The sequence below is a fragment of the Caldinitratiruptor microaerophilus genome (assembly GCF_025999835.1).
In the GTDB taxonomy this organism is placed as follows: Bacteria; Bacillota; Sulfobacillia; order Symbiobacteriales; family ZC4RG38; genus Caldinitratiruptor; species Caldinitratiruptor microaerophilus.
On record NZ_AP025628.1, the window covers coordinates 2,918,999 to 2,945,983 of the forward strand.

The 26,985-nt window shown below is 72.5% G+C and carries 23 protein-coding genes; all 23 read right to left on the reverse strand.

What is annotated here, in order from left to right; genetic code table 11:
- Positions 1 to 17 precede the first annotated feature (17 nt).
- Positions 18 to 647 (reverse strand): uracil phosphoribosyltransferase, encoded by a 630-nt coding sequence (gene upp / locus caldi_RS14165; RefSeq protein WP_264842403.1) that lies wholly within the window; start codon positions 645 to 647, stop codon positions 18 to 20.
- A 50-nt stretch (positions 648 to 697) separates the two neighbouring features.
- Complete coding sequence (locus caldi_RS14170; protein WP_264842404.1) at positions 698 to 1,285, reverse strand: TIGR01440 family protein; 588 nt, start codon at positions 1,283 to 1,285, stop codon at positions 698 to 700.
- Positions 1,286 to 1,290: 5 nt separating this feature from the next.
- Positions 1,291 to 1,770 carry a ribose 5-phosphate isomerase B gene (gene rpiB, locus caldi_RS14175; RefSeq protein ID WP_264842405.1) on the reverse strand — a complete coding sequence of 160 codons (480 nt, stop codon included), beginning with the start codon at positions 1,768 to 1,770 and terminating at the stop codon, positions 1,291 to 1,293.
- Complete coding sequence (locus caldi_RS14180) at positions 1,767 to 2,249, reverse strand: low molecular weight protein arginine phosphatase (protein ID WP_264842407.1); 483 nt, start codon at positions 2,247 to 2,249, stop codon at positions 1,767 to 1,769. Before caldi_RS14180 ends, rpiB begins: the two co-directional genes overlap by 4 nt.
- Positions 2,246 to 3,295 (reverse strand): L-threonylcarbamoyladenylate synthase, encoded by a 1,050-nt coding sequence (locus caldi_RS14185; RefSeq protein ID WP_406568132.1) that lies wholly within the window; start codon positions 3,293 to 3,295, stop codon positions 2,246 to 2,248. Before caldi_RS14185 ends, caldi_RS14180 begins: the two co-directional genes overlap by 4 nt.
- A 355-nt stretch (positions 3,296 to 3,650) precedes the next feature.
- On the reverse strand, positions 3,651 to 4,553 hold the full coding sequence (gene prmC, locus caldi_RS14190) for a peptide chain release factor N(5)-glutamine methyltransferase (protein ID WP_264842409.1): 903 nt from the start codon (positions 4,551 to 4,553) through the stop codon (positions 3,651 to 3,653).
- Complete coding sequence (gene prfA / locus caldi_RS14195) at positions 4,550 to 5,632, reverse strand: peptide chain release factor 1 (RefSeq protein WP_264842410.1); 1,083 nt, start codon at positions 5,630 to 5,632, stop codon at positions 4,550 to 4,552. The genes prmC and prfA overlap by 4 nt, the downstream gene beginning before the upstream one ends.
- 96 nt (positions 5,633 to 5,728) lie before the next feature.
- Positions 5,729 to 6,607, reverse strand: a complete 879-nt coding sequence (locus caldi_RS14200; RefSeq protein ID WP_406568089.1) for a DUF1385 domain-containing protein — start codon at positions 6,605 to 6,607, stop codon at positions 5,729 to 5,731.
- 34 nt (positions 6,608 to 6,641) lie between these two features.
- Entirely contained in the window at positions 6,642 to 6,848 is a 207-nt protein-coding gene (rpmE, locus tag caldi_RS14205) for a 50S ribosomal protein L31 (RefSeq protein ID WP_264842412.1), read from the reverse strand.
- A gap of 209 nt (positions 6,849 to 7,057) precedes the next feature.
- A complete protein-coding gene (locus caldi_RS14210) occupies positions 7,058 to 8,521 on the reverse strand; it encodes an ISLre2 family transposase (protein ID WP_264841566.1) in 1,464 nt (487 codons plus the stop codon).
- A gap of 221 nt (positions 8,522 to 8,742) precedes the next feature.
- A complete protein-coding gene (locus caldi_RS14215; protein WP_264842413.1) occupies positions 8,743 to 9,756 on the reverse strand; it encodes a peptidoglycan DD-metalloendopeptidase family protein in 1,014 nt (337 codons plus the stop codon).
- A gap of 121 nt (positions 9,757 to 9,877) precedes the next feature.
- A complete protein-coding gene (rho, locus tag caldi_RS14220) occupies positions 9,878 to 11,122 on the reverse strand; it encodes a transcription termination factor Rho (protein WP_319951826.1) in 1,245 nt (414 codons plus the stop codon).
- A 95-nt stretch (positions 11,123 to 11,217) separates the two neighbouring features.
- A complete protein-coding gene (glpX, locus tag caldi_RS14225; RefSeq protein ID WP_264842415.1) occupies positions 11,218 to 12,204 on the reverse strand; it encodes a class II fructose-bisphosphatase in 987 nt (328 codons plus the stop codon).
- 162 nt (positions 12,205 to 12,366) lie between these two features.
- Positions 12,367 to 13,044 carry a fructose-6-phosphate aldolase gene (gene fsa / locus caldi_RS14230; protein ID WP_264842416.1) on the reverse strand — a complete coding sequence of 226 codons (678 nt, stop codon included), beginning with the start codon at positions 13,042 to 13,044 and terminating at the stop codon, positions 12,367 to 12,369.
- A gap of 46 nt (positions 13,045 to 13,090) precedes the next feature.
- Positions 13,091 to 13,720, reverse strand: coding sequence for a hypothetical protein (locus caldi_RS14235; RefSeq protein WP_264842417.1), 630 nt, complete (start codon positions 13,718 to 13,720; stop codon positions 13,091 to 13,093).
- 138 nt (positions 13,721 to 13,858) lie between these two features.
- Positions 13,859 to 17,428: a S8 family serine peptidase gene (locus caldi_RS14240; protein ID WP_264842418.1), complete on the reverse strand. Its 3,570-nt coding sequence runs from the start codon at positions 17,426 to 17,428 to the stop codon at positions 13,859 to 13,861.
- 24 nt (positions 17,429 to 17,452) lie between these two features.
- Positions 17,453 to 18,781: an S-layer homology domain-containing protein gene (locus caldi_RS14245; RefSeq protein WP_264842419.1), complete on the reverse strand. Its 1,329-nt coding sequence runs from the start codon at positions 18,779 to 18,781 to the stop codon at positions 17,453 to 17,455.
- A gap of 168 nt (positions 18,782 to 18,949) precedes the next feature.
- Complete coding sequence (locus caldi_RS14250; protein WP_264842420.1) at positions 18,950 to 20,659, reverse strand: AAA family ATPase; 1,710 nt, start codon at positions 20,657 to 20,659, stop codon at positions 18,950 to 18,952.
- A 168-nt stretch (positions 20,660 to 20,827) separates the two neighbouring features.
- Complete coding sequence (locus caldi_RS14255; protein ID WP_264842422.1) at positions 20,828 to 22,240, reverse strand: S41 family peptidase; 1,413 nt, start codon at positions 22,238 to 22,240, stop codon at positions 20,828 to 20,830.
- A gap of 36 nt (positions 22,241 to 22,276) precedes the next feature.
- A complete protein-coding gene (locus caldi_RS14260) occupies positions 22,277 to 22,831 on the reverse strand; it encodes a hypothetical protein (RefSeq protein WP_264842423.1) in 555 nt (184 codons plus the stop codon).
- 201 nt (positions 22,832 to 23,032) lie between these two features.
- Complete coding sequence (locus caldi_RS14265) at positions 23,033 to 23,833, reverse strand: NYN domain-containing protein (protein WP_264842424.1); 801 nt, start codon at positions 23,831 to 23,833, stop codon at positions 23,033 to 23,035.
- A 177-nt stretch (positions 23,834 to 24,010) separates the two neighbouring features.
- Entirely contained in the window at positions 24,011 to 25,306 is a 1,296-nt protein-coding gene (locus caldi_RS14270) for an HD domain-containing protein (RefSeq protein ID WP_264842425.1), read from the reverse strand.
- 4 nt (positions 25,307 to 25,310) lie between these two features.
- Complete coding sequence (locus tag caldi_RS14275) at positions 25,311 to 26,972, reverse strand: CTP synthase (RefSeq protein ID WP_264842426.1); 1,662 nt, start codon at positions 26,970 to 26,972, stop codon at positions 25,311 to 25,313.
- Positions 26,973 to 26,985: the final 13 nt, after the last annotated feature.

The window sequence follows — 26,985 nt, forward strand, 5'->3', positions numbered from 1 at the left end:
CGCCGGTCACCCCTGGGCTACTTCGTGCCGTACAGCCGGTCCCCGGCGTCTCCGAGGCCCGGCACGATGTAGGCGTGCTCGTCCAGGTGGGAGTCGATCGCGGCCACGTAGATGTCCACGTCCGCGTGGCGCTCCTGCACCCGCCGGACGCCCTCCGGCGCGGCCACCAGCGCCATCAGCTTGATCTGCCGCGCCCCCCGCTCCTTGAGGAAGTCGATGGCCGCCACGGCGCTGCCGCCCGTCGCCAGCATGGGGTCGAGCACGATGATCTCGCGCTCGTTCACGTCCGGCGGGAGCTTGCAGTAGTACTCGACGGGAAGGTGCGTCTCCGGATCGCGGTACAGGCCCACGTGCCCCACCCGGGCCGCCGGGATCAGGCGCAGGACCCCGTTCACCATCCCGAGCCCCGCCCGGAGGATCGGGACGAGGCCGATCTTCTTCCCGGCCAGCATCCGGAACCGGCCCCGCGCGAGGGGAGTGGTCACCTCCACCTCCTCGGTGGGGAGGTCGCGGGTGATCTCGTAGGCCATGAGCATCGAGATCTCCTCGAGCAGTTCCCGGAAGTCCTTCGGACCCGTGTTCACGTCCCGCATGATGGTCAGCTTGTGCTGGACCAGCGGGTGATCGATGACGACGACCCGTCCCAAGTTCCGGCCTCCCGTCGGTACCTTGTCGTGAGCGGCGGGCTGGACCGGGGTCACCCCTCGCGGCGGTACACGGCGCGTTCGCCGCCGATCAGCTTGGGCCGCGTGCGCGCCGCGGTCAGCACGGCCTCGCCGATCGTGCGCAGGCTGAGCCGCACCGGAACCGCCACCCGCCTCAGGTGCATCCCGATGAGCGTCTGCCCGATGTCAAGCCCGGCGTGCCCCTGGCCGCGCAGGTCCTCGACCACCACGGCGTCGGGCTCGGCGAATGCCCGGGCGGCGAAGGCACCCCCCGCCCGGGGGACGGGGACCACCGTGACCTCCTCCAGGCCGTAGCGCTCCGCGCACGCCCGGCTCACCACCAGCGCCCGGTTCAGGTGCTCGCACGCCTGGCAGGCGAGGAAGATCCCGCGTGCACCCGTCACCTCGGCGAGGGGGCCGTACACGGCGTCGGCGATCGCGCGGGAGCCTGCCGTGCCGATGCGCCGGCCGGCCACCTCGCTGGTGGAACACCCCACCACCAGGATCTGGCCGCTCCGGAGCCCCGCCACGTCGACCAGCTCCAGGGCGGCCTGCCGGACCTGCTCCCGCACGGTCGCGAGAAGCTCCTCCGGAGGCAGGTCGGTGCGTTCCTCGGACACCGCGCTCACCCCCCGGTGACCCGGCCACCCGGAGGCGGGGGGGCGAACTCGAGCTCGATCGCCCGGATCTTGCCCACGCGCCGGGCGTGGCGGCCGCCCTCGAAACGCGCGGTCAGGAAGGCCCGGACGATGTCCTGCGCCAGCCCGGGCCCCACCACGCGGGCCCCCATGCAGAGCACGTTGGCGTCGTTGTGCTGGCGCGCCATGCGGGCGGAGTAAGGCTCGGCGCACAGGGCGGCGCGAATCCCCGGGACCTTGTTGGCCGTGATCGACACGCCGATCCCGGTGCCGCACATGAGCACGCCCAGATCGGCTTCCCCGGCCGCGACCGCGGCGGCCACGGCGCGGGCGAAGTCCGGGTAGTCGACCGACTCCCGGCTCATGGTCCCGAAGTCGCGCACCTCGTGCCCTTCCTGGCGCAGGACCTCGATCACCGCCTCCTTCAGGTCGAAACCGCCGTGGTCGCACCCCACCGCGATGATCATGACGGGCGGCCCCTTTCCTGCAGGTAACGGTCGAGTGCAGCTTCCACCAGTCGCTCCAGCACCTGGGCCGTCTCCCGGTAGCGTTCGAGCCCCGCTCCGAGGGGATCGGGGATGTCCGACGCCTCGCCGGTCGCATACTCGGACAGCGTGTGCACCCGGTCCCGGGCGCCGGGCGCCAGCTCCAGCACCCTGTCGCGGTGCGCCGCGGTCATGGTCAGCACCAGGTCGGCCGCCTCCACGTCCGGCGCCTCCAGGCGGCGGGCGCGGTGGGAGGAGAGGTCGACCCCCTTCTCGAGCAGCGCCGCCACGGCCTCGGGAGCCGCAGGGGCGTCGGGGGCGGCCGCGGTGCCGGCGGAGGCGACCTCGAGCTCGATCCCACGCCGTTCGGCGGCCCGCCGCATGAGCCCGGCGGCCATCGGACTGCGGCAGGTGTTCCCGGTGCACACCAGGAGGATGCGCGGGGGCCGGTCCGCACTCACAGCTCGATCACCCGCCCCGCTGCCGCACGGCGCAGGCGGTTCATGATCGCCAGGCCGAGCCCTTCCTCCGGGAACCCCTCGGCCAGCACCACGTCGACCCCGTGGCGGTCGAACGCCCGTAGGGTGGCGAAAAGGCTGCTGGCCACCATCTCCAGGTTCTTGCGGCTCCCGACCTCGAGCACGACGGGCACCTGGTAGGTCCCGCGGCTCTCCGCGGTCGCCAGCACCCCCACCGTGCGCCCCTCCTGCATGAACTCGTAGGCCAGATCGTTGATCTTCCGCTGGACGTCCCGCAGCGGGCCGTCGACCACGATCACCTGGGCCCGGGGCGCGTAGTGCGCGTACTTCTGTCCGGGCGAGCGGGGCGCCTCGCCAGCCTCGGCCCCGTGGACCGACGGGTCGATCTGGATCGGGCCGATGACGGCGCAGATCGCGCCGGGGGTCACCCCGCCGGGGCGGTACAGCACCGGCGGGTCGACGGAAAGATCGAGGAAGGTGGACTCCACCCCGACTCCGGTTTCGCCCGCGTCCAGGACCAGGTCGATGCGGCCGCCCAGGTCCTCGATCACGTGCTCGGCCCGGGTCGGGCTCGGGCGGCCCGAGAGGTTGGCCGACGGGGCGGCGATCGGCACCCCCGCGGCCCGGATGAGGCCGAGCGCGACCGGGTGGTCGGGCATCCGCACCCCGACGGTCGGCAGCCCCGCCGTCACCACGTCCGGAACGTGAGGCCGGCGGGGCAGGGCCAGCGTGAGCGGACCCGGCCAGAACCGCTGCATGAGCTCCCGCGCGGCCGGGGTGACCTCGGCCCACAGCGCCTCGGCCTCAGCCGGGGACGCCACGTGGACGATGAGCGGGTTGTCGGCCGGCCGGCCCTTCGCGCGGAAGACGCGCTCCACCGCGGCGGGGTCGAGGGCGCTGGCGCCGAGGCCGTACACGGTCTCGGTGGGGAAGGCCACCAGCCCGCCCCGCCGGATGACGTCGCCGGCCTCACGGAGGGCGTCCGGATCCGGCTGCCGCGGGTCCAGCCTGAGCACGCGCGTCTCCAGAGCCCCCCTTTCGGTTGTCCGTTGGGAGTGATGCGTGGTGAGCGTCGCGCGCACACGGGCACTCGCAGTCCGCCCGTCCGCCGGCCCGCGCGTGTGCCGTCCTTCCGGCCCGCACCCCGCCGGACCGCACGCCGTTGGCCTGCTGGTGTGCCTCCGGCCCGCCGGTCCTGCCCTACGGGACGCACCGGACGGGCTGCGGGGCGCTCACAACTCACAGCCCACTACCCACAACTGGATTCGCCCATGCGGCCCCAAGTCCTTCCCCCGGTGAGGTCCCCCGAAGATGTTGCTACGGGGAGGCAGAGCTTATGATGACCGACCCGGGGCGGCCGGCCTCGGGCTCCGCCCGACGGCCTCAGCCGCCGCCCGGCTGCGGGCCACGGCGGGGCCACCCGGTTAGGCGGCCGATCACGGCCCGGAGGTGGCCGGCCGGGTCACGGCGTGCCGCCGCCTCCAGACCCCGGGCGCGCAGGAGCGCCAGCACGGCCTCCGCCTGCCGGTATCCCACCTCGAGGGCCAGGACGCCGCCGGGCTCGAGGCGCTCCGGCGCCCCGGCCACGAGGCGGCGGATCACGGCGAGACCGTCCGGGCCGGCCAGGAGCGCCTGGCGCGGCTCGTACTCGCGGACCTCGGGCATGAGCCCGGGCCACTCGTCCTCCGCCACGTAGGGCGGGTTGGACACGATCGCGTGCAGGCGCAGGGCGGGCGGCAGCGGGTCCAGGAGGTCGCCCTCCAGGAAGGTCACCCGGCCGGCGCACCCCACCGAGGCGGCGTTTTCCCGCGCGACGGCCAGGGCGGCGGGAGCGACGTCGGTCGCCCAGACGCGGGCCTGGGGGAGGAGCCGGCAGATCGCCACGGCGATGCACCCCGAGCCCGTCCCCACGTCGGCCACCCGCAGCTCGGTCGCCCCGGGGAAGGCTTCCCGGAGGGCCTCCACGGCGGCCTCGACCAGGACGGCGGTATCCGCCCGGGGGACGAGGACGTCCCGGGTCACCCGGAGCGTGAGCCCCATGAACTCCTGCGTCCCCAGGATGTAGGCGAGGGGCTCCCGCGCTGCCCGCCGCTCGACGGCGCGCCAGAACGCCCCGGCCACCTCCTCCGGCAGGGGCCGGTCGGGCAGGAGGGCCGGGTCGGACAGCGGCACGCCGAGGGCGTGGGCGAGCAGCCAGCGCGCCTCCCGCGCGGGGTCCCCGACCCCGGCCGCTGCAAGGCGCGCCGAGGCCGCCCGGAGGGCGTCCCGGACACGCACGGGCGTCACACCGCGGCGTCCCGGAGCCGGGCGGCCTGGTCGTTCATGATCAGGGCGTCGATGACCTCGTCCATGTCCCCGTCCAGGAACTGGTCCAGCTTGTACAGGGTCAGCTTGATCCGGTGGTCGCTCACCCGGTTCTCGGGGAAATTGTAAGTGCGGATGCGCTCGGCCCGCTCGCCCGTGCCCACCTGCGCCCGGCGAGCCGCCTCCTCCTGGCTGCGGGCCTGCTCGCTGTAATGGTCGTAGAGACGCGCCCGCAGGATCCGCATGGCCTTGTCGCGGTTCTGGTGCTGGGAGCGCTCGTCCTGTACCAGCACCACGATCCCGGTGGGCAGGTGCGTGATCCGTACCGCCGACTCGGTCTTGTTGACGTGCTGGCCGCCGGCCCCGCCCGACCGCAAGGTATCGATGCGGAGATCCTTCGGGTCGATCTCCACGTCCACCTCCTCGGCCTCCGGCAGCACCGCCACCGTGCACGTCGACGTGTGGATCCGCCCCTGCGCCTCGGTCTCCGGCACCCGCTGGACGCGGTGCACCCCCGCCTCGAACTTCAGCCGGCTGTACGCGCCGTCGCCGGAGATCTGGAACACGACCTCCTTGTAGCCCCCCAGTTCGGTCGGGTTCGCGTCGAGGATCTCCACCCGCCAGCGCCGGCGCTCGGCGTAGCGGGTGTACATGCGCAGGAGGTCGGCGGCGAAGAGCGCCGCCTCCTCGCCGCCGGTGCCCTGGCGGATCTCCATGATCACGTTGCGCTCGTCGTTGGGGTCGCGGGGCAGGAGCAGGATGCGGAGCTCCCGGTCCAGCGACTCCTCCCGGGCGCTCAGCGACTCCAGCTCGGCGCGCGCCAGCGCCCGCAGCTCCTCGTCGCCCGCGTCGAGGAGGTGGCGGACCTCTTCGAGGTCGGTCAGGACCTTCCGGTACTCGCGATACTTCTCCACGATGGGACCCAGCCGGCGGTGCTCCCGGCCCAGCCGCTGCAGCTCCCGCGGGTCGGCGAGGGCCGCCGGGCTGGCCATCTGCTCCTCCAGCTCCCGGAAGCGCTTCTCCACTTCGTCGAGCTTGCTCAGAACCGCTGTCTCGAGCATCGTCACCCCTCCTCCCGGGGCGCCGGCCCCGCGGGCCCCGGGCGCACACGCGCGGACGACCGGCGCCCCCCGGGGCGCGCCGGTCGTCCGAGGGCGCTAGCCGGGGAGGCCGAACCCGCGCGCCGCCTGCAGGGCGGCGATGGACACTTCCAGCTGGGCGTCGTCCGGTTCCCTCGTCGTCAGCCCCTGAAGCCACATGCCGGGCCGGCTGAGCAGGTGCACCAGAGGATGCTTCGACCGGCCGGCGAAGCGGATGAACTCGTAGGCCAGGCCCGCGATCACCGGCACCAGCGCCAGGCGGGTCAGGACCCGCAGCCAGAGCGCCTGCCAGCCGAGGAAGGCGTAGACCAGGATCGAGATCACCACGACGTACAGGAGGAAGCTGGTGCCGCAGCGCTTGTGCTCCCGGGAGTGCCGGCGGGCGTTCTCCACCGTCAGCTCCTCGCCGGCCTCCAGCGTGTTGATCACCTTGTGCTCGGCCCCGTGGTACTGGAACACCCGCTCGATGTCCGGGATGAGGGCCACGGCCTTGAGGTAGCCGATGAGAAGCGCCAGCCGCACCAGGCCCTCGAACAGGTTGGCCGCGAAGGGGCTCCACGCGTGGACCCGGACGGCCCCGGTCAGCCAGGTGGGCAGCGCGACAAACAGGGCGAGGCCGCCGACCACCCCGACGACGGTCGTGGCCGTCAGCTCGCCCCGGGTCAGGTTCTGCTCCTCCGGCGCGGCCTCGTTGGCCGAGTACAGGAGCGCCGAGACACCGAGCACGGTGGTCTCCACCAGGGCGACCACCCCACGCACGACGGGCCAGCCGAGCGGCGGGTAGCGCCGCACGATGGACTCGATCCGTTCCACGCGCAGGCCGATCTCGCCGTCCGGCCGCCGGACGGCGATGGCCATCCGGTCCGGGCCGCGCATCATCACGCCCTCGATCACGGCCTGCCCGCCGTACAGGACCGCTTCCGGCAACCTTCCCACCGTTCCTTCGCTCGTGCAGCCCGCCCCGTCCGGTTCACGCCATGCCGTACTTCTTGCGGAAGCGCTCGATGCGGCCGCCGGTGGTCTCGACCCGGGCCGAACGGTTGCCGCTGTAGAACGGATGGCAGTTGGCGCAGACTTCCACGCGGATGTTCTTCTTCGTCGACCCCACGTGGTACACCGCGCCACAGGCGCACGTGATCGTCGTCAGCTCGTACTTCGGGTGGATCCCGGGCTTCATGCTGCTCACTCCCAGACGCCCCCCGGTTCGCCGGGGAGGGCGAAGCGAACTCACGGCCGGGCGACGCCGGGGACGGCGACGAAAAGCCGGCACCCCGGCTCGCACCGGTCGATTATATCACGGGCCCTCCCAGGGCGCAATCGCACCCTCTGTAACGGCCGTGTCAAGCTTCGGTAGGTGACCCGACAAGGCCCGAATTTTTTGGTTCGTTATGCACTCCGCGGCAGCGCCCTCACAAGCTCACGTAGCACGTACTTGACCCACGGCGAGCCGGCAGCTGGTCCGCTGAGCGCCGGCAGGTTCACCCGCAGCCATGCCTCCGGATCATTCAGTTCCCCGGGCTGCACCCGAATCGCCGTCGAGCCGGTTGCCTGGCGCAACACCTCCGACTGCATCGGCCAGGCCTGCCGCCCCATCACCGCCAATTCCCCGTTCGCCCGGGCCGCCAGCAGCCGCACCAGATGGTCCGCTCCCCTGTCACTCCACTGCGCTCCATGGCGCTTCATCCGTCGGGCGACATGGTGGAACACCTGCCCCTCAATGGTGCCCAAACTGTCTGCGGCCCCGGAACGGCAGATGCCGTCCCAGTTCTCCTGCAGGTACTTCCGCAGCCCTGCCACACGCTTGCGCTGCGCCCCACGACTGGCCCGCTCGGCCGTCGCCAGCACCTGCTCCACCTGGCTCCAGTCCTTGACCTTCAGGGCCTCCACCGCCTTCCGGTAGGCCTCCTCGTCATGCGACAGACCCTCCAGCAGCGCCCGGCGGAGGTGGAACGGGTCCAGCTGGTACCTCGCTCCGGCAAACGTCCCCGCCCACTGCTTCACCCACGGGGCACCGTCGCCGCCCACCACCACGTCCTGTACCGCACTCAGATCCCACTTGCTGCCGAAATCCGCATACGTCTGCTCCGAGAAGACCTCCGCACTGGCCAAGCCTGCGGTCACCCGGCGCTCTACCAGTTGCCACCGGTTTTGCCCGACTTGCTCTTTGCCCTCATAGCCGACCGCCAGCTTCAGCCCCAGGTGCCTGTGGGCTCCCCGGGGACCACGGCCTTGGACCACCACCTCGTCCACCTCAATCCGCAACCGCTCGGTCCGCCGCTGCCCCGCCGGCACCTCGCCACGGTCGAACACTGCACGGCGCTGCGCTTCGGCTTGCTCCACCCGTACAGCGCCCACCTCCTGGACCTCACGCCAGACGCTCATCGCTCGGACATCCATGCCCCCCAGCGTGAGCTTCGCCAGCACCGCCGCCGCCCGGTGGTACGGCATCTCCGCGGCCATCGCCACCGCCAGTTCTGTGGCCCACGGCGACAGCCGCTGGCGGGCTGTCCACCCCAGCGCCTCGTCCAGCAGGAAATGGCCTTCCCCGCTCTGACGGTCCCGGTAGTACCGCCGCCGCACCTGCACCTTCCCAAACGGCGTCACGATCGTCCGCGGCTTGCTGTGCACCAACTCATATCGCGCCGCGTCCCGCCGGCGCATCAGCTCGTCGTCCAGCCGGTGCAACGCCAGCACCAGCGCCCGTCGCGCCACCTCCTGCACCAGCCGGAAGATCCCCTTCTCCAGTTCCATGAAGTCGTGGCGGGTCCGCAGCAACTCCGAGATCCCATGCACCAGCAGCAGGATTAGGTCCATGATCTCACGAACTAGCCACATCGAGACCTCACCCATTACCAGGCCTTGTCGGGATGGTTGCTACCGCAACCTACCAGGTGAGGTCTCATTCTTTGTTGTCCCCACCATCTCCTCCCGAAATGTTATCCGGCCCTCTGTAACGCTTTTGCACCGAACCGGTGGGGGGTTCGCACCGGTCACAGGCGGCAAAATTTATTGACATCCCCCTGTGGATATTGTGGACAACTCGGGGCGCGACCGTTCAGGTCACGCCCGGCTCACCCGCCGCGGCGGGGCAGGTAGCGCATGGGGTCGACGGGGCGCCCGGCAATGAGCTCGAAGTGCAGGTGCGGCCCGGTGCTGCGGCCGGTCGACCCCACCCGGGCGATCACCTGGCCCTGACGGACCCGGTCGCCCGGCCGGACCAGGACGCGCGAGGAATGGGCGTAGAGGGTACGGGACCCGTCGGCATGGCGCAGGATGACCGTGTTCCCGTACCCTCCCACCCAGCCAGCCAGGTCGACCACACCGGCCCGTGCGGCCAGGATGGGGTCCCCGGCGTTGGCGGCGATGTCGATGCCCGAGTGGAATCGGCCCCAGCGCGGGCCGTAGGGGGAGGAGATGGGGCCGGAGGCGGGCCACACGAACCGGGCGTCCGGAGCGATCCGGACGTCCGGGGCGGCCTCCTCGCCCTGCCACCGCGCCCCGGCAGGAAGGCGCAGGGCCTGTCCGACCTGGAGGAGGCCCAGGTCCTCCAGGTCGGGGTTCACGGCGGCGAGTTCCTCCAGCGTGATGCCGTAGAGCCGGGCGATGTCCCAGGCGGTGTCCCCGGCGCGGACCACGTGCTCGGTGGGGCGTTCGCCGGGAACCGTGAGCACCTGTCCCGGGAAGATCGTGTCGCCGGTCAGGCCGTTCGCGACCCGGAGGGCTTCGACCTTCACCCCGAGGCGGCGGGCGATCGCGCCCAGCGTGTCGCCCGTCCGGACCGTGTAGGTGGCCGGACGGCCGGGAGGGGGCCCGTCGCCGGGGACGCCGGCGCCCGCGGCAGCCGCCGCAGGGCCCTGGCCACCTGCCCCGCCGCCGGCGGGACCCGTGGGCGCCTCCGCCCCCCCGCTCCTCTGCGGCCCGACGTCGGGTCCCCCGACCCCGAGGGGAAGGGGCGCCAGGGCGGCGGCGGCCGGTTCGCCCGGGAAGGCGCGGTCGGCGGCGGCCTGCCGGCGCCAGCCCAGAGTGAAACTCAGCATGCACCCGAGCGCCAGGAGCCCGAGCCGCTTCCAGGCTTCCCGATCCACCCGGTCTCACCGCCCCCCGGGAGGCGCCGCGCCGGCCCGGCAGAGACAGGCCGGGGGCCGCCGCGCCGGCGCCGGAACGCCTCCCGCCCGAAGGTATGCGGCGAGGGGGGACGAGTATGCCCTACTGGAGCTCGGCGCCGGTCACCTGCAGGAACTCGCGGTTGTCCCTGGTCTTGCTCATGCGGGTGAGGAGCCACTCCGCGGCCTCGACGTTGCCGAGGGGGGCCAGCGCCCGCCGAAGCTGCCACATCACCTCGAGCTCGTCGGGCTCCAGGAGGAGCTCCTCCTTGCGGGTGCCGGAGCGCTTGATGTCGATGGCCGGGAAGAGCCGGCGCTCGGCGAGCTTGCGGTCCAGGTGCACCTCCATGTTGCCGGTGCCCTTGAACTCCTCGTACACCACGTCGTCGAGCCGGCTGCCGGTGTCCACCAGCGCCGTCGCCAGGATGGTCAGGCTGCCGCCTTCCTCCAGAGCCCGGGCCGCCCCGAAGAACCGCTTGGGCCGGTGGAAGGCGGTCGGGTCCATGCCGCCGGAGAGCGTGCGCCCGCTCGGGGGCAGGACCAGGTTGTAGGCGCGCGCAAGGCGCGTGATGCTGTCGAGAAGGATGACCACGTCCTTCTTCTGCTCCACGAGGCGCTTGGCGCGCTCCAGCACCAGTTCGGCCACCCGGGTGTGCATCTCGGGGTGCTCGTCGAAGGTGGAGCTGACCACCTCCCCCTTCACCGAGCGCTGCATGTCGGTGACCTCTTCCGGCCGCTCGTCGATGAGCAGGACCATGAGGTGCACGTCCGGGTGGTTGCGCGTGATGGCGCTGGCGATCTGCTTGAGCAGGATGGTCTTGCCGGCCTTGGGCGGGGACACGATGAGCCCACGCTGGCCCAGGCCGATGGGGGCGAAGAGGTCCAGGATCCGCGTCGAGACCTCGGTGGGGCCGCCCTCCAGGCGTAGCCGCCGGCGCGGGAAGACCGGGGTCAGGTTGTCGAAGGGGACCCGCTCGCAGCAGCTTTCCGGCGGCGCGCCGTTCACGCTCTCGACCCGCAGGAGGGCGTAGTTCCGCTCCCCCTCCCGGGGGAGGCGGGCCGTGCCGGAGACGAGGTCGCCGGTGCGCAGATCGAAGCGCCGGATCTGGGAGGGGGAGACGTAGATGTCCTCGGAGCTCGGCAAGTAACCCAGCGGGCGCAGGAAGCCGTACCCCTCGGCCAGGATCTCCAGGGTGCCCTCGACGAAGGCCAGGCCTTCCCGCTGCGCGCGGGCCTTCATGATCTCCCAGATGAGCTCCCGCTTCCGGAGCGTGTGGGACCGGGCGATCGACAGCCCGCGGGCCACGTTCTGGAGCTCCTCGAGCGGCATGGCCGCCAGTTCGGACATGCTCAAGGACCGGTCACCTCTCGAAGGAGTGGCGGCTCTGGAGGCGCCGCCCTACTCTTCGAGATTGGCCAGCCGGGCTGCTGCGTATCCGCCCTTCACTCCGCCGGCCGCACGGCCCCCCGCGCGTACACGGGCTTGCGGTCCAGCCGGTGGACCGCCTCGATGAAGCGGATCGTGCCCGTCCGCGACCGCATGACCACGGAGTGCGTCCGGGCCCGGAGCCCCTCGCCGTAGTAGCGCACGCCCCGCAGCAGGTCGCCGTCCGTGATGCCGGTGGCGGCGAAGATCACGTCGTCGCCCCTCACGAGGTCGTTCAGGGTCAGGACCCGCGTCGGGTCGTCGAGCCCCATCTGCCGGACCCGTTCCCACTCCTCCTCGTTGGAAGGGACCAGGCGGGCCTGCATGTCGCCGCCCATCGCCTTGACCGCCGCGGCCGCCAGCACGCCCTCGGGCGCGCCGCCGATGCCCAGCAGCATGTCGACGCCGGTGTTCTCGATGCAGGCCGCCACCGCCGGCGCCACGTCGCCGTCCGAGATGAGCTTGATCCGCGCGCCCGCCTCCCGGACCTCCTGGATGATCTTCCGGTGCCGGTCGCGGTCGAGGATCACCACGGTGAGGTCCGACACGTCCATGCCCTTGGCCCGGGCCACCCACTTGAGGTTCGCGGACACCGAGGCCGTGATGTCGATGCACCCGGCCGCCTGCGGGCCCACGGCGATCTTCTCCATGTACATGTCCGGCGCATGCAGGAGCTGGCCCCGGGGCGCGGCCGCCACCACGGCGATCGATCCGTTCAGGCCCTTCGCCACCAGGTTCGTGCCCTCCACGGGGTCGACCGCGACGTCGAGTTCGACCCCGCCCGCCCCCACGTGCTCCCCGATGTAGAGCATCGGGGCCTCGTCCATCTCGCCCTCGCCGATGACGACCACGCCGCTGATGGAGACGGTGTCGAAGGCCGCCCGCATGGCGTCGACCGCCAGCTGGTCGGCCCGGTTCTTGTCCCCGCGCCCCATCCAGCGGGCACAGGCGATGGCCGCCGCCTCGGTCACCCGCACGAACTCCAGGGCCAGCTCCCGCTCCACGTGGCCTCGCCCCCCGGGGGAGTTTACCGGTTCCACTTCATTTTAGCACCGGTCGCACCCGGGGGAGCGCCCCCTGCGGCGAAAGCAGACAGCCGGTGCCCTGCCGGCCTGACCGGCAGGGCACCGGCTTGCGGCTTGTACGACCCCTCCCGGGGGGAACGGTCAGGTCCGGGCGGGAGCCGCGCCCCCGGCGACGGCCTCGCGGGCCGCCTCCCAGTCCTTCAGGAACCGCTCGAGGCCCTTGTCGGTGAGCGGGTGCTGGAGCGCCGCCTGCAACACCTTGTACGGGCTGGTGGCGATGTGGGCACCCGCCCGGGCGGCCTCCACCAGGTGCATGGGGTGGCGGATCGAGGCGGCGATGACCTCGGTCGCGATCCCGTGCTTCCGGAAGATCTCCACCGTGTCGCGGACCACCTGCACGCCGTCGTGGCCCACGTCGTCCAGCCGCCCCACGAAGGGGCTCACGAACGCGGCCCCGGCCCGGGCGGCCAGGAGGGCCTGATTCGGGTTGAAGACGAGGGTGACGTTCGTCCGGATGCCGCGGCGGGCCAGTTCGTGGGTGGCCTTGAGCCCCTCGGCCGTCACCGGCACCTTGATCACGATGTTCGGGTGGATGGCCGCCAGGGGCAGGGCCTCCTCGACCATCTCCGCCGCGCGGGTGCTCACGACCTCGGCGCTGACGGGGCCGTCCACGATCGACACGATCTCCCGCAGCACCGAGCGGAAGTCCCGGCCCTCCCGGGCGACCAGCGAGGGGTTCGTCGTCACCCCGGCCAGCACGCCCCAGGAGGCGACCTCCCGGATCTCGTCCACGTTGGCGGTGTCGATGAAGAGCTTCACCCGGACCCTTCACTCCCTTCGTTCGGCCCCGCCCGGCCCCGGCGCCTCAGGGGCGCCCGTCGCCCGGGCGGGAGCTCGGCGCCCCCACCTCCAGCCGGCGGGCGCGGCGCGCCCGGGACACGTCGGCCTCGGTGGCGGCGCCCAGGCTGCGGCGGGAGCCGCAACGGGGACAGACCAGGTCGAGGCGGTCAGGCTGCAGCTCGTAGTCGATGTGGGCGTTGCCGCACCGGCACCGCAGCCGCCCCGCCTCGTCGAGTTCGTGCACGGCGGCGAGGACCTCGTACATGACCTCGGGGTTGACGAAGTAGTCGCCGAGCACGCCCGGGTCGACGGAGCCGTACGCCGGGGCCGGATCGGCGAACTCCCTGGCGAGCTCCGGCGAGCCCACCGTCCCCAGGTGCAGCCCGGTCTCCTGGCAGACGACGGCCTGCGGCGCGCCCTGCCAGAACCGCCCCGGGCGGAACGGGAGGTGGTGGAGCCCGTCGCAGAGGAAGCACGGGACCTGCAGCACCAGCCGCCCCCTCCGCCGGGAAAGGGTGGCCTGGTGCTGGCCGCACGAGCAGTCGAGCCGGACCGAGGGATTGCCCGACAGCTCGAACAGGGACAGCTCGTGAACGGCGGTCTTCCCGCACCGCGGACAGCGGAGGGCCAGCCCGACCCGGGCCGGAACCAGCATGGGCGCGACCTCCTCCGGGCGGCCGATCCTGAGGCCGTGCGCCGCGCGTTGTGGAACAGGAAGTTCTCGGCCCGGACGGCGATCTCCTCCTCCCCGGCGGCGGCCGGCGCGAATTGCGGCCCGCGCCTACTACCGAGCTTACCCTCTCAGGCCCAGGAGATGCTTCACCTTCTCCCGCCAGAGGTCGTGCACGGGTCCGGGCGGCCCCGCCGGCACCCCGCCCGGGCGGCCCTGCGCCCACAGGCGGTACGTGGCCCGGAAGGGCCGGAAGCCCGGCAGGTCGACCGCCACGTCCACGTCGAACGCCCGGTCCGGCGCCGTGAACGGGACCCGGACCTCGCCCGCCCGGGTCCGGTACAGCACGCCGTCGACCCGCACGGGGCCGTCGGGCACCTCGCCCCCCTCGGGGGCGATCAGGTCGAAGGCGATGAAGCCGGGCCGGCCGGCCACCAGGTCCGGGCTGCGGGGCCGCACGGCCAGCGGGCGCTCGCCCACCGAGACCTCGACCGGCAGCCAGGCGAGGGTGCGCCCCGCCGGGACGTCACGCAGGAGGAGATGGCCCACGTAGCGCCCGGGCTCGGCAGGGAGCGTCAGCTCCACGTTCACGGACCACGTCTCGCCCGGCCCGTGCGGCCGGGGCGGATCGGCCGCCGAGGCACCGGGGCCGGGGTAGAAGAAGGCCCGTCCGTACTCGAACCGCGGGTCGCCGCCGTCCGCGTCGACGTACACCTCGTAGCGGCCCGGCGGCAGGTCGTGCGCCTCCAGCACCCGCACGTCCGTCTCCGCCACCGGGGCCACCCGGAAGTCCTCGAAGCGCTGGGTCGCCTCGTTGTACACCCGGAGGCGGAGCCCGTAACGGGCGCCCACCGGACGGGTGGACTGCACCTGCAGCCGCGCCAGCGGCACCGGGGCGTCCAGGGTGAAGGCGTCCACCCGCCCGGTGCGGGTGTACACCCGGGGCGGTCGGGAATCGTCCACGGGCCGGAGATCGGAGATCACCGCCTGTCCGGTGAAGGAGCCGAGGGTGGAGCGGACCGTGAGCGGCACCGTCACCTTCTCGCCGCCCCGGGGGAAGGCGAGCACCAGGGGCCCCGGGCGGAGCTGGCCGTCCCCGCCCGCCTCGACCGGGGCCGCCGCCATCACGCCCTCCACCGCGACCCGCACGGCGTAGTCCACCCGGGCGTCGGGCCGGTCGCGGGCCAGCTCCGGGTCGGCGATCACCAGGAGCTCCCAGACGCCCGGCAGCGGCGCCTCGACAGCCACCTCGGCCCCGGCCGGCCTGCCCGGCGCGGCACCGGCTGTCCCGGTTGCCCGCGCGGCGGCCGCGGTGCCCACGCCCGGCTCCAGCGCGAAGAGCTGCCCGTCGGGGCGGTACAGGTAGGCGTTCACCCGCCCGGGCTGCGCGCCCTCGGGCACCTCGACCCGGACCCGGAGGCGTGCGGTTCCCGGCGGTACCTCGAAGAAGTCCCGGCGGTGCTCACCCGGCAGGAGCCCCGTCCGCCGGAGCTCGACCGGCTGGCCATCCCCGAAGGTGAAGGGCACGACGAACGTGCTGAGGATCTCCTGCTCGAACCCGTAGCGGCCGGGAACCCGGAGCTGGACCAGGGCGCTGTGCACCCCGGGCTCCCGGGGGACGGCGTAGCGCACGCGGAGGGTCCGGTAGGCGCCGGCGGGCAGGACGAGGCTCCGCGCCTCCGGCTGCACCCACGGGGCCCCCGCCACCACGTCCACCCGGGCGCCGGCGCCCCGGTTGACGATCTCGAACTCGGCCGTCCCCAGCCGCTGGGCGCGGGCCAGGAGCCCGGGGCCGCCCTGGGGGCCGGCGACCACCAGCGGCAGGGCGGGCTCGAGGCGCTCGAGGGCCCGCCACGCCAGCATGACGTTCAGGACCCCGTGGCCCTGCTCGAAGGGGGCGTACCCGTCCAGCGGCCGGGCGCCGACCTCGAGCGCGCGCTGGATCGTGAGGTAGTCCGCCGGACGCCCGTGGCGGCGGGCCGCCTCGAGCAGGAGCGCCGCCGCGCCGGACACGTGCGGGACCGCCATGCTGCTGCCGGTATCGATCCCGTAACCGGAGGGGGAGCGCCAGGCCGGCACCGTCGACGGCGCCCCGTGGGGCGCGAGCAGGGACGGCGCCAGGCTGCCGTCGTACCGCGGCCCGACCCCGCCTTCCAGCCACACGCCCTCCCGGGGCAGGCGGTAGCCGTGATCCCGCTGCCACATCTCCGGGGAGTAGTAGCCGCCCACGGTGAGAACCCGGTTCGGGTCTCCCGGCGCGCTGACGCTGGCGGCCGAGAGCCCCGGGCCGCCGTTGCCGGTGGCCAGGGTGACCAGCACCTTGTACTGCTCGACGAAGTCGTTGAGCCAGCCCGTACCCGTGCCCGCCGCGGCCAGGTCCACGTCGCGCAGGCTCAGGTTGATCACCTGGGCGCCAGCTTCCGCCGCGTAGATCATGGCGTAGGCAAGGGTGTACCACGTGCCCCCGCCGGCCGAGTTCTGGGTCTTGATGACCAGGAGTCGTGCACCGGGGGCGATCCCCTCCATGCCCCCGGGGCCCCACGCGGCAGCGATCCCGGCCACGTGCGTGCCGTGGCCGTTGCCGTCGAAGCCGAGCGTCACCTTCTGGCCGTCCGCCGCCACGTAAGCCACCACGAAGGGCGTGCGCACGTCGGCCGCCCCCGGCGGCAGCGGCGGGCCGAAGCGGGCGACCTGGCGGCCGGCGCGGTAGAGCCGGAGCGGGACCTCGTCCGTGAAGTCGTGGTCCCGGTCCGTGTCCACGTAGACGGTGTCGTACCGGCCCGCCGTGACGGGGTCAGCGACGAGCACCCCGTAACGGTCGGTCGCCTGGCCGTTGTGGTCCAGGTCGGCGCCCTGGACCTGGCTTTCCTGCATGTAGCCGAACCACAGCCGGCCGCTCAGGGAGCGGATGCCGGCGATGCCGAACTCCTCGTCCCCGACCCTGGCCCGGGGCCCCGGCCGGAGTTCGGTGCGGGTCCAGACGTCTCCCTCGCCGGTGAGGTCGACCCAGTCGACGATCTTCGGCGCCCCGGACGGGGTCGTCTGCAGGTCCGGGTGGGAGGGGTCAACGCCGGTATCGATGATGGCGATGGTGACGCCCTCGCCCGTCGCCCCGGTCTCGCTCCGCAGCGCCGGCAGCGAGATGGCGCGCCGGTTCAGCTCGAAGCCGCGCAGGGCCTGGTCCGGCAGGACGTCCCGAACGGCGCCGGTGCGCACCTGCAGGGCCACGTCGGTGCCCATGCGCTCGACCGCCGCGACGCGCAGGAGCCGCTCGGCCCCCCCCGGTGGCAGCTCGGCCTGGAGGTACCGCATCCGCTCGCTGCGGTAGCGCACCTCGCCCCCGAGCGCCCGGATCTCGGCCTCGAGCCGCCCGAGGTCCTCGCCGGACCGGAGGATGACGTCCACGGGGACCCGCTCTTTGCCCGTCCTGACCGCTTCGGCCTCCGCGGCCGCCACGGGCGGCGGGACCGCCAGGAGGCGGCCTCCGCCGGCGCCGCCGGCCTCGGGTGCCGCGGCCGGCGCGCGGGACGCCTGCACCTCCTGCCCGGGAAAGGCCGGCAGGGGGGAGGCGGCGGGGGCCCGCGCGAATGGCTCCGTCCCCGCCCCGAGACCCGGGGCAGGTCGCTGCGGCAGGCATCCGGCCGCCAGGAACGCCAGGCTGAGGCCCAGGGCCACCGCAGAGCGCACCCGCACGCGTCCTCCCCCCTCCTGCCGCTTCTACTGTCTCTCCGCTCCGGCCCCGCTGCCCTCCGCCGGCGCATTCCCGGCAGGCGGCTCCACCTGGAGGAAGCGGAGGAGATCGCCTTCCGCCAAGGCCACGGCCGTCTCGCCGATGTGAAGACGCTCCAGCTGTACCGGACGGCCGTCCTGGTAGAGGAGGGCGTCCGGCGGCACCCGCAGGGCCACCGGTCCCTCCTCGAGCAGCCACACGCGCTGCGTCGCCCGGTCGACCCGGGCGATGCGCCCGCGGTGGTTGTAGCGCACCGCGTCGACCACCCGGGCCTCGCCGCTCGCCGGGTCGAGCACCACGTACACGAGCTGCGCCCCGTCCACCTGCGCCGCCTCGGCGGGGCGGCCGTTGACGAAGACCCGGGTGCCTGGCCCGACCGGCACCTGCCGCACCCGGCCCGCCCCTTCCTCGGCGATCTGGACGGCCCCGTCCCGGAAGACGGCCTGCGTGCCGAGGAGGTCCTCGTAGCGCGCCTCCGCGAACCCGACCCGGCCGGCGGGATCGAGCAGCACCCAGACCTGGTCGAGCGTCCGGAAGTCGGAGGCCGGCTCGCCGTTGCGGAAGATCCAGGCGTCCGGGGCCACCTCGAGCCGGCGGGTCTCGTCCGCCGGCGTCCGCAGGGTCAGGGTCCGGGTCCGGGCGTCCCAGCCGCGCACCTCGCCGGTGAGGTCGTACAGCCCCCCGGCGCGGGCCGCCACCCGGGCGGTCAGCACCGCGGCCTCGGCCCGCGTGGCGGGGCGCAGGGGGTCGAGGCGCTCCCCGACGAGGCCGCGCAGGAGCCCGGCCGCCTCCGCCGCCGCGATGGGGCCGCGGGCCCATTCGGCGACCCCGGCCGAGTCCGGGAACGGCAGGGCCCGATCCCCGGGCGCCTCCAGGCCCAGCGCCCGCGCCGCGACGACGATGGCCTCCTGGCGGGTGATCCGCCCGTCCGGACGGAACAGGCCGTCCGAGTAGCCCATGACCAGCCCTGACTCGGCCGCCGCCTCGACGTAGCCCTGTGCCCAGTGGCCGCGCACGTCCGGGAAGCGCGAGAAGGGCGGCTGCCCGGCCGGCAGCCCGGCCCCCGCCCCCGTCGCCAGCACGAGGAGCTTCGTGAACTCGGCCCGGGTCACGGGCGCCTCGGGCCGGAAGGTGCCGTCCGGGAATCCGCTGACCTGCCCGCGGGCCGCCAGCGCGGTGACGGCAGGGCGCGCCCAGTGGCCGTCGAGGTCCGGGAACGTCCTGACGCCCGCGCCGGCGGCGAGCGCGGTCGCCGCCGCGATCACGCCGCCCAGGACCCGGAGCCCCGGCGCGTGCCGTCCGTCCCGGCCTGACAAGCCTGTTCCCCCTCTCCGGTGGCGCTGTTCCCGTGCGGATCGGAGAAAACCCATGCTGTTTGACGGGCGGGCGGGGGGGACCGGTTCCAGCGCCCGGCCCGCGCAAGGAGGCCGGCCCGGGAGCTGCCCCGGACCGGTCCCCGCGATCCCTGCCCAGGCGGCTCCGGTTCAGGCAAGCCCGGAGCCGGCCGGCGACCCCCGGAACGCCGCCTCGCGCGCCGGCACCCGCGGCGCGTGGCTCTCGATGAGGTCCCGGATCTCGTCCCGGTCCAGTTCCTCGCGCTCCAGGAGGCCGCGGGCGATCGCCTCGACGGCGTCGCGGTGCTCCTGGAGGAGCCGGGCGACCTTCTCGTACTGCTCGTTCAGCAGCTTGTCGATCTGCTCCCGCAGCTGGGCGTCCGGCACCGTCTGGCCGAAGGTGGCGTACGAGTAGAAGCTGCCGCCCATGCCGAACCACCCGAGGTAGGCGGCGGCCGCCGCGGTCGCCTGCTGGAGGTCGCCGTAGACCCCGGTCATCTCCGTACCGAGGAACAGGCGCTCGGCGGCCCGGCTGGCCAGGGAGATCTGGATGTCCGCCAGGAGCTCCTCGCGCGTCTGGGTGTGCCGCTCCTGCAGGGGCTTGGCCTGGACGGCCCCCAGGAACCGCTCGTGGCGGATGATGGTCGCCTTGATCGGGGGCTTGTCGGGCTGCAGGAGGTACATCGCCACGGCGTGGCCGGCCTCGTGGTAGGCGAGGCGCCGCTTGTCCTCGGGCGACATGCTCCGGATCGGCTGCCGGAGCCCCCACTCCTCCACCTCCCGGGCCCGCGCGAAGTCCTGGTACGTGATGGCGTCCCGCCCGTCGAAGTGGGCGATCACGACGGCCTCGTTGATCACGTGCTTGATCTGGACGGGGGAGTAGCCGATGGTGTCGGACGCCATGCGGTCGATCGGCATGTCCGGGACGTGCTTGACCTTGGACAGGTAGTACTCGATGATCTCCTTCCGCCCGTCGAAGTCCGGCCGGTCGACGATCACCTTCCAGTCGAAGCGGCCGGGCCGCAGGAGCGCGGGGTCGAGGACCTCCGGGATGTTCGTGGCCGCGATGGTGAAGACGACCGGCCGCTCACTCGGCCGGGGCCGCAGCCCCAGCTTGCGCAGGAACTTGCGGAAGAGGCTGCGGTCCGTGTTGGGCGGGTCCATCTGGAGGAGCAGCTCGTTCAGCAGGCCCATACCGCCCCAGAAGAACCCGCCGCCCGCGCCGGCCAGGCCTCCCGGGCCCTGGCGCCGCATGCCGATCGCGTCGATCTCGTCGATGAACACGATCGCCGCGCCGTACTTCGCCGCCTTCTTGCGGGCGACCCGGTAGACGTTCATCACGATCAGGTTCGACACGCCGAAGAACATGTTCTGGAAGCTCGGCGCGCTGGCATAGCAGAACGGCACCCCGGCCTCCGTGGCGATGCACTGGGCCAGGTAGCTCTTCCCGGTCCCTGGCGGGCCGATCAGGAGCATGCCCCGGGAAACCTCGCCCCCCATCTGCTTGAACTGCTTGACGCCCCGCAGCAGGGTGACGATGCGGCGGGCGAGCTCGAGGACTTCCTTGTTGCCCTTGTAGTCGTCGAAGGTGACCCCCGTCTCCCCCGGGTCGATCCAGTACACTCGGCCGTGGCCGAGGAACCAGAAGATGGCCACGAACTGGATCACCATGAGGAACATGACGTAGAAGATCTGGAGGAGGATCATCAGGATACGGAGCAGCGTATCCTGGCGCTCCACCACCCAGTCCTGCCAGTTCCAGAGGACGAGCGCCACCGCCAGGGTCCAGAACACGATGGCGCGCCAGTTCTGGCTCACGGTCCGCAGCAGCTGCTTGAATCCCTTCTGCCGTCTGTCCACTGGCTCGCCCCCTTTTCCCCAGCATACGCCAGGCGCCCGCCCCCCTGCCCGGTTTCCGGGCGCGGCCGCGGCGGCCGCGAGGAAGAAGCGGAGGGTACGCCCCGGACCCGCAGGGATACGGGGAAATTCGGTATCCTCCGCTATGACTCCTTTTCGAAACCCGGTCCCTCAGGCGGCCGACCCGGCGATCTTCTGGCGCAGGATCTCCACGGCCTTCTCCTTCTGCACGTCCCGGGCGGCCAGGTCGTGGGCGTACTGGGCCACGCGGCCCTCCAGGGCCCGGAGTGTCGCCTCGTCGACCGTACCGGTCACGGGCAGGCCGGCTGCCTGCTGGAAGGCCCGCACCGCCGCCTCCGTCGCCGGCCCGTACACGCCGTCCTCGGCGATCCGGGGGAAACCGAGGTCGTTCAGGCGCTGCTGCACCGCCAGCACGTCGAGGCCCACGACCCGGCGGCCGAGCACCCGGGTGAAGGTGAGCGGCCGGGTGCGCTCCGGATCAGGCTGCAGGGGTTTCACCTCGACGTCGGGCACGAGCCCCTGCCCGTCGACCACCCGGCCCTTCGGGGTGCGGTACTCGGCCACGGTGAGCTTCAGGACCCCGCCCCCCGGAACGTCGAAGAGCCGCTGGATGCTGCCCTTGCCGAAGGTGCGCGTACCCACGAGGGTGGCGATCCCGTAGTCCTGGAGGGCCCCGGCGAAGATCTCCGAGGCCGAGGCCGACCCCTCGTTCACCAGCACCACCACCGGCACCCGGACGGGCTCGCGGGCGCCCCGGGATCGCAGCACCTCCTGGCGGCCGTCCTGGCCGACCTCCCGGACGACCGGTTCGCCCTGCCGGATGAAGCGGCCTGCCAGTTCGACCGCCGAGTCCAGGAGCCCGCCGGGGTTGTTGCGCAGGTCGACGATCAGGCCCCGCAGGCCGGCGGCCGCCAGCTCCCGGTACGCCTCGTCGAAGCGCTCCGGCATGACCTCGCTGAACGAATGAATGCGGATCAGTCCGATCCCGCCCCCGAGCGGCTCCGCCTCGACCGCCGGTATCTGGACGGGCGCCCGGGTCACCGTCACCTCGAAGACGCGCCCCTCCGACGGCCGCTCGATCTTGAGGGTGACGCGGGTGCCCGCCTCGCCCCGGATCCGGTCGGCCGCCTCCGACGGGGAGACGCCCACGAGGCTCTCGCCGTCGGCCTCGAGGATCCGGTCGCCCGCCTTCAGTCCCGCCTTCTCCGCCGGTGAGCCCTTGATGGGCGAGACGACCGTGATGTACCGCCCCACGGCCTCGATCGTTATCCCGATGCCGACCAGCCGGCCCTCGAGGTCGTCCTGGAACGCCTTGAACTCGTCCGGTTCCATGTACGACGTGTACGGGTCGCCCAGCTCCTCCAGGGCGCCCCGGATGGCGCCGCGCCACAGGTCATCCGCCGCCACGGGTCGCCGGTAGTACGATTCGACGAGTCCGATGATCGCTTGGAGCGTGGCGGCCGGCGCCGGCAACCCCGCCGCCCGCAGGTTCGTCGCAAAGCCGAGGCTGAGGATCACCAACAGGGTGACGGCGGCCCACCGAACGGCAGAACGGCGCTGCATCGCATGGCCCCCACTCATCGACTCACAACTCACAACTCATAACTGGGTGCTCACGAGGTCTCTCGCCTCTTCGTACGCCCTGTCCGGCGAAAGACCGCGGGCCAGGATGACGTTGAGGAAGTGCGCGATCTGGTCGGTGCGCCACGCCTCCCCCGGCGTGGTGCCCTCCTGCTCGAAGAGCAGGTCCCCCCCCACCATGGGCACGCTGATCACGGCGTGGACGGCACCGGTGATACGGTTCTCCACGCGCACCGTCCCGTCCTCCACCCAGAACCTCAGGGCCGACTGTCCCTGGCGGTGGCGCTTGGCGGCCGTGTACAGCTTCTCGGCGTCGGCCCGCTTGAGCCGCGCCGCCACCTGCCCGAACGGGACCGGCTTGACGATCCCCTCCTTGAGCTTCTTGTCCTCCCAGACGCGGTAGTAGCGGACCCCCTCGCGCATCCAGGTGAAGAAGCAGTAGCTGGCCGGGTCGAGCCCCTGCTCAAGGAGGCGCCGCCGGGCTTCTTCCAGGGACAGCACGGTGAAGAGCTGTTCTTCCTCCGGGTAGGACTGCACCTCCTGTGCGTCGATCTTGCGCAGGGAACGCCGCACTCGAAATGCCCCCTTTTTTGCCCGCAACTGGCCTGCTGGTGAACTGCTGCCTACGTGGATATTATCTGGTAAAAACGGTCTAGTGTAAAGCGGATGGTTTCCGCCCTGAAGCAACGCTGCCAAATCCAGACGCGCGGGGGCGGCGGGGCTCATCGGCCCCGCCGCCCCCGCGCGGCTCCCGCACCCGGCCTGGCCGGCCCGTCAGGCCGTGGCGCTGCTCTTGGCGCCGGCCGGCGCCACGCTCCCCAGCACCCGCCGGACGAGTTCGTGCGACCGGTTCAGGCGGCAGGCGGTGGTGGGGAACAGCTCATCCTTGGGGTTGGGAACCTTATACGTTTCGATGATTCCCTCGGAAATCGCCTGGTTGACGAGCTCGTACGTCTTGCGGTCGACGATCTCCGACCCGGACAGCGTCCGCAGGAAGTACTTCAGCCCGACGAACGGCTTGCCGTACTCGGCCGAGTCGAGGCGCCGGATCATCATCTCCATGTCGTGCATCTGCGGCGGCACGAGGCCGAGCACCGTCTCGATGGTGGTGAAGTGGTTGACGAACGACATGACGTCCTTGGACATCGTGCGCTCGACGGCGACCACGTGCACCAGCTTGCCCCGGGAGCGCAGCTTGCGGATCACCTGGATCATGTCCCGGTCCCCGCACACGAGCAGGAAGACCTCGATGTCGGGCCGGGTGTACATGAGCTCCAGGGCGTCCAGGCTCATCTCGATGTCGGCGGCGTTCTTGCGGGTACCATCCTCGTAGTTCTTGGAAAACACGTGCCGGGGCTCGACGCTGCGGCGCTGCAGGTCGGACAGGAGGCCGCGGAACTCCTCGTGGTCGAAGTCGGCGTACGCCTGCATGAGACACACGGGTCCGCCCCCGTGCTTGTGCTCCGCCAGGTCGCGAACCCCGGCGATGAAGCGGTCGACATCCGGTCCGGAGCCGTACTGCTGCTTCATGCTCCAGTAGATATTCTCGTAGTCCATAAACACAGCGGTCTTCATGCACACCCTCCTTCGCACCCTCGGCCCCGCCGGCCGGGCTGCCGGTTGGGAACCGGCGGGAGGCCGTCAGTAGGTAGCATGGACGGGCCCTGCGCGGCCCATTCCACGCGGCACCGGTACCAGGGTACGACGGAGGAGCCGGCCCCGTGCGGGCCGGCTCTTGCGGGAGAGGGCGCCTCACAGGTCGAAGAGGAGCTGCCGCTGGACGAGAGGGAGCACGGCCTCCCGGGCCTCGGCGGGAACGAAGAGGACGTGCCGGGTCACGGCGCGCTCCGTGATGCCCTGGAGCACCACGCTGCGCGCGGAGATCTCCTCCACCCGGAGCCTGCCCCGCTCCTCGCTGGCGATCCAGATGGGCTGCGCGCCCCCGGCCGCCGGGCTCAGGTAATAGCTGTAGGCCACGTTGTCCGCGCGGTCGACCTGGACGTAGTACTCCGGGTCCGGGAAGCCCAGGCTCGCCACCCGCTCGCGCACCGCCCGGAGCTGGTCGGGGTCGGGGGCCGCGCGCAGGGGGAGAGCCTTGAGGAGACGGCGCTCCAGCACGCGGCGGCTGAGGTCGGCCAGGGTCCGGTCGGGGGCGCGGGTCCAGGCCTTGACCGCGGCCAGCACGTCCACCTCGTCGAGGGCCAGGTAATCGGCCAGATCCGGCTCCCGCCCGGCCAGGAGCGCGGCCAGGGCCCCGGGCAGCGGGTCGGGCGCGGCCCCGGCCCGCACCAGGTCCGACGCCCGGCGCAGGAGGCCGTACAGGATCACCTCGGCCGCCCGGGTGGCCTTGTGGAAATACACGTTCCAGTACATGAAGTAGCGGGCCAGGATGAACGACTCGGCGGCCCCCTGGCCCTTGGCGGTCACGGCGAGGCGGGGGCCGCCCTCGCCCGGCACCGCGGTGAGGCACGACAGCAGGCGGTCGAGGTCGAAGCGCCCGTAGCTCACCCCGCACATGAGCGAGTCCCGCAGGAGGTAGTCCATGCGGTCGACGTCCAGCTGGCTGGACAGGAGGTCGTGCAGGAGCGGGGGGCCGCCGCGGCCCGCCAGCAGGTCAGCGATGGCGGCCGGCCAGGTGGGATCCCGGTCCCGCAGCACCTGGTGGACGGTCGTGGAGGGCGAGGTGAGGATCCGCTCCGTCCACGCCTCGTGACTCCGGCCGGTGAGCCGCTCGAAGAGATGCGAGAAGGGGCCGTGCCCGGCGTCGTGCAGCAGGGCGGCGCACACGCCCAGGGCCCGTTCCTCCGGCTCGAGGGCGACGCCCGCCCGGGCCTGCAGGAGGTCGAGAGCCCGGCCCATCAGGTGGTACACGCCGAGGGAGTGGGCAAAGCGGGTGTGCTCGGCCCCGGGATACGAGATGAAGGACGTGCCCAGCTGCCGGATGCGGCGCAGCCGCTGCATCTCCGGCGCGTCCACCAGGGCCAGGACCGTGGGGTCCCGGACCGGGATGTCCCCGTGGACCGGGTCCCGGAAGACGTACTCCTTCATCGCTTCAGCCGTCACCCCGGGCCGGGCCCGCCACCACCGACCGGGCGAGGCGGGCCTCCCGGTAGGCCAGCGCGGCGCCCACGAAGTCCCGGAAGAGCGGGTGGGGTCGTTCGGGGCGGGACTTCAGCTCGGGGTGGAACTGCACGCCCACGAACCACGGGTGACCCTCCAGCTCGACGACCTCCACCAGGTTGCCCTCCCGCCAGAGCCCGACGGGGCGCAGGCCCGCGGCCCGGAGGCGGTCGACGTACGCGTTGTTGACCTCCCAGCGGTGGCGGTGCCGTTCCCACACCTCCAGCGTGCCGTACGCCCGGTGGGCGAGGGAGCCGGGCTCGAGCGTGCACAGGTACTGGCCGAGCCGCATGGTCCCGCCCAGGTTCGTGACTTCTTTCTGGGCGGCCATGAGGTCGATCACCGGCTCGGGGCAGTCGGGGATGAATTCCGTGGAGTTCGCCTTGCGGATACCCAGGACGTTCCGGGCGAACTCGATGACCGCGCTCTGCAGCCCCATGCAGATGCCGAAGAAGGGTACCCGGTTCTCCCGTGCGTACTGGATCGCCCGGATCTTCCCCTCGATGCCGCGGTAGCCGAACCCGCCCGGGACCAGGACCCCGTCGACCCCGGCGAGGACCCGGTCCCGCACCTCGAGCCCCTCGCCGTTCTCCAGCTGCTCGGAGTCGACCCAGTGGATCCGCACGCGGGCGCTGTGGGCCGCGCCGGCGTGGGCGAGGGCCTCGGCCACGCTCAGGTACGCGTCCTCGAGGGCGACGTACTTGCCGACGAGCGCGATGTCGACCTCCCGGCTGGGCCGGGTGGCCCGCTCCACGAGGTCGCGCCAGCCGTCCAGGTCGGGGGTGCGGTCGGGGAGGTTGAGCCGGCGCAGGACGATCCGCGCCAGCCCCTCTTCCTCCAGCACCAGGGGCACGCGGTAGATGCTGTCCAGGTCGACGTTCGGGATGACCGCCTCGACGGGCACGTCGGTGAACAGGGCGATCTTCTCGCGGAGCTCCCGGGGGATCGGCCGCTCGGAGCGGCAGATCAGGACGTCCGGCTGGATGCCGATGCTGCGCAGCGTGGCCACGCTGTGCTGCGTGGGCTTCGTCTTCAGCTCGCCTGCCGCGTCGATGTACGGCACCAGCGTCACGTGGAGAAAGCACGTGTCTTCCCGTGGCACGTCGTGGCGGAACTGGCGGGCCGCCTCGAGGAACGGCAGGCTCTCGATGTCGCCCACCGTGCCGCCGATCTCGATGATGACCACGTCGGCGGCGAGCTCCTCCGCCACCCGGTGGATGTGGGACTTGATCTCGTTCGTGATGTGGGGGATCACCTGCACGGTGCTGCCCAGGTAGTCGCCGCGCCGCTCCTTGGCGATCACCGCCTGGTAGACCTTCCCCGTGGTCACGTTGTTGATCTTGCTCAGCGAGACATCCATGAAGCGTTCGTAGTGGCCCAGGTCCAGATCCGTCTCCGCGCCGTCGTCGGTGACGAAGACCTCGCCGTGCTGCAGGGGGTTCATGGTCCCCGGGTCCACGTTGATGTAGGGGTCGAACTTGAGCGCCGTGACCCGGTACCCGCGCGCCTTCAGGAGCCGTCCGAGCGAGGCCGCCGTGATGCCCTTGCCGAGACCCGAAACCACGCCACCTGTCACGAACACGAACTTGGCCATACGAGATCCTCCC

What these genes read in the sequence shown, in the direction of transcription:
- caldi_RS14255 (WP_264842422.1), bottom strand. Translation starts at nt 22,240, where the DNA reads ATGCAGCGCCGTTCTGCCGTTCGGTGGGCCGCCGTCACCCTGTTGGTG.
- rpmE (WP_264842412.1), bottom strand. Translation starts at nt 6,848, where the DNA reads ATGAAGCCCGGGATCCACCCGAAGTACGAGCTGACGACGATCACGTGC.
- caldi_RS14210 (WP_264841566.1), bottom strand. Translation starts at nt 8,521, where the DNA reads ATGGGTGAGGTCTCGATGTGGCTAGTTCGTGAGATCATGGACCTAATC.
- rho (WP_319951826.1), bottom strand. Translation starts at nt 11,122, where the DNA reads ATGTCCGAACTGGCGGCCATGCCGCTCGAGGAGCTCCAGAACGTGGCC.
- caldi_RS14235 (WP_264842417.1), bottom strand. Translation starts at nt 13,720, where the DNA reads ATGCTGGTTCCGGCCCGGGTCGGGCTGGCCCTCCGCTGTCCGCGGTGC.
- caldi_RS14275 (WP_264842426.1), bottom strand. Translation starts at nt 26,972, where the DNA reads ATGGCCAAGTTCGTGTTCGTGACAGGTGGCGTGGTTTCGGGTCTCGGC.
- caldi_RS14270 (WP_264842425.1), bottom strand. Translation starts at nt 25,306, where the DNA reads ATGAAGGAGTACGTCTTCCGGGACCCGGTCCACGGGGACATCCCGGTC.
- rpiB (WP_264842405.1), bottom strand. Translation starts at nt 1,770, where the DNA reads ATGATCATCGCGGTGGGGTGCGACCACGGCGGTTTCGACCTGAAGGAG.
- caldi_RS14265 (WP_264842424.1), bottom strand. Translation starts at nt 23,833, where the DNA reads ATGAAGACCGCTGTGTTTATGGACTACGAGAATATCTACTGGAGCATG.
- prfA (WP_264842410.1), bottom strand. Translation starts at nt 5,632, where the DNA reads ATGCTCGAGACAGCGGTTCTGAGCAAGCTCGACGAAGTGGAGAAGCGC.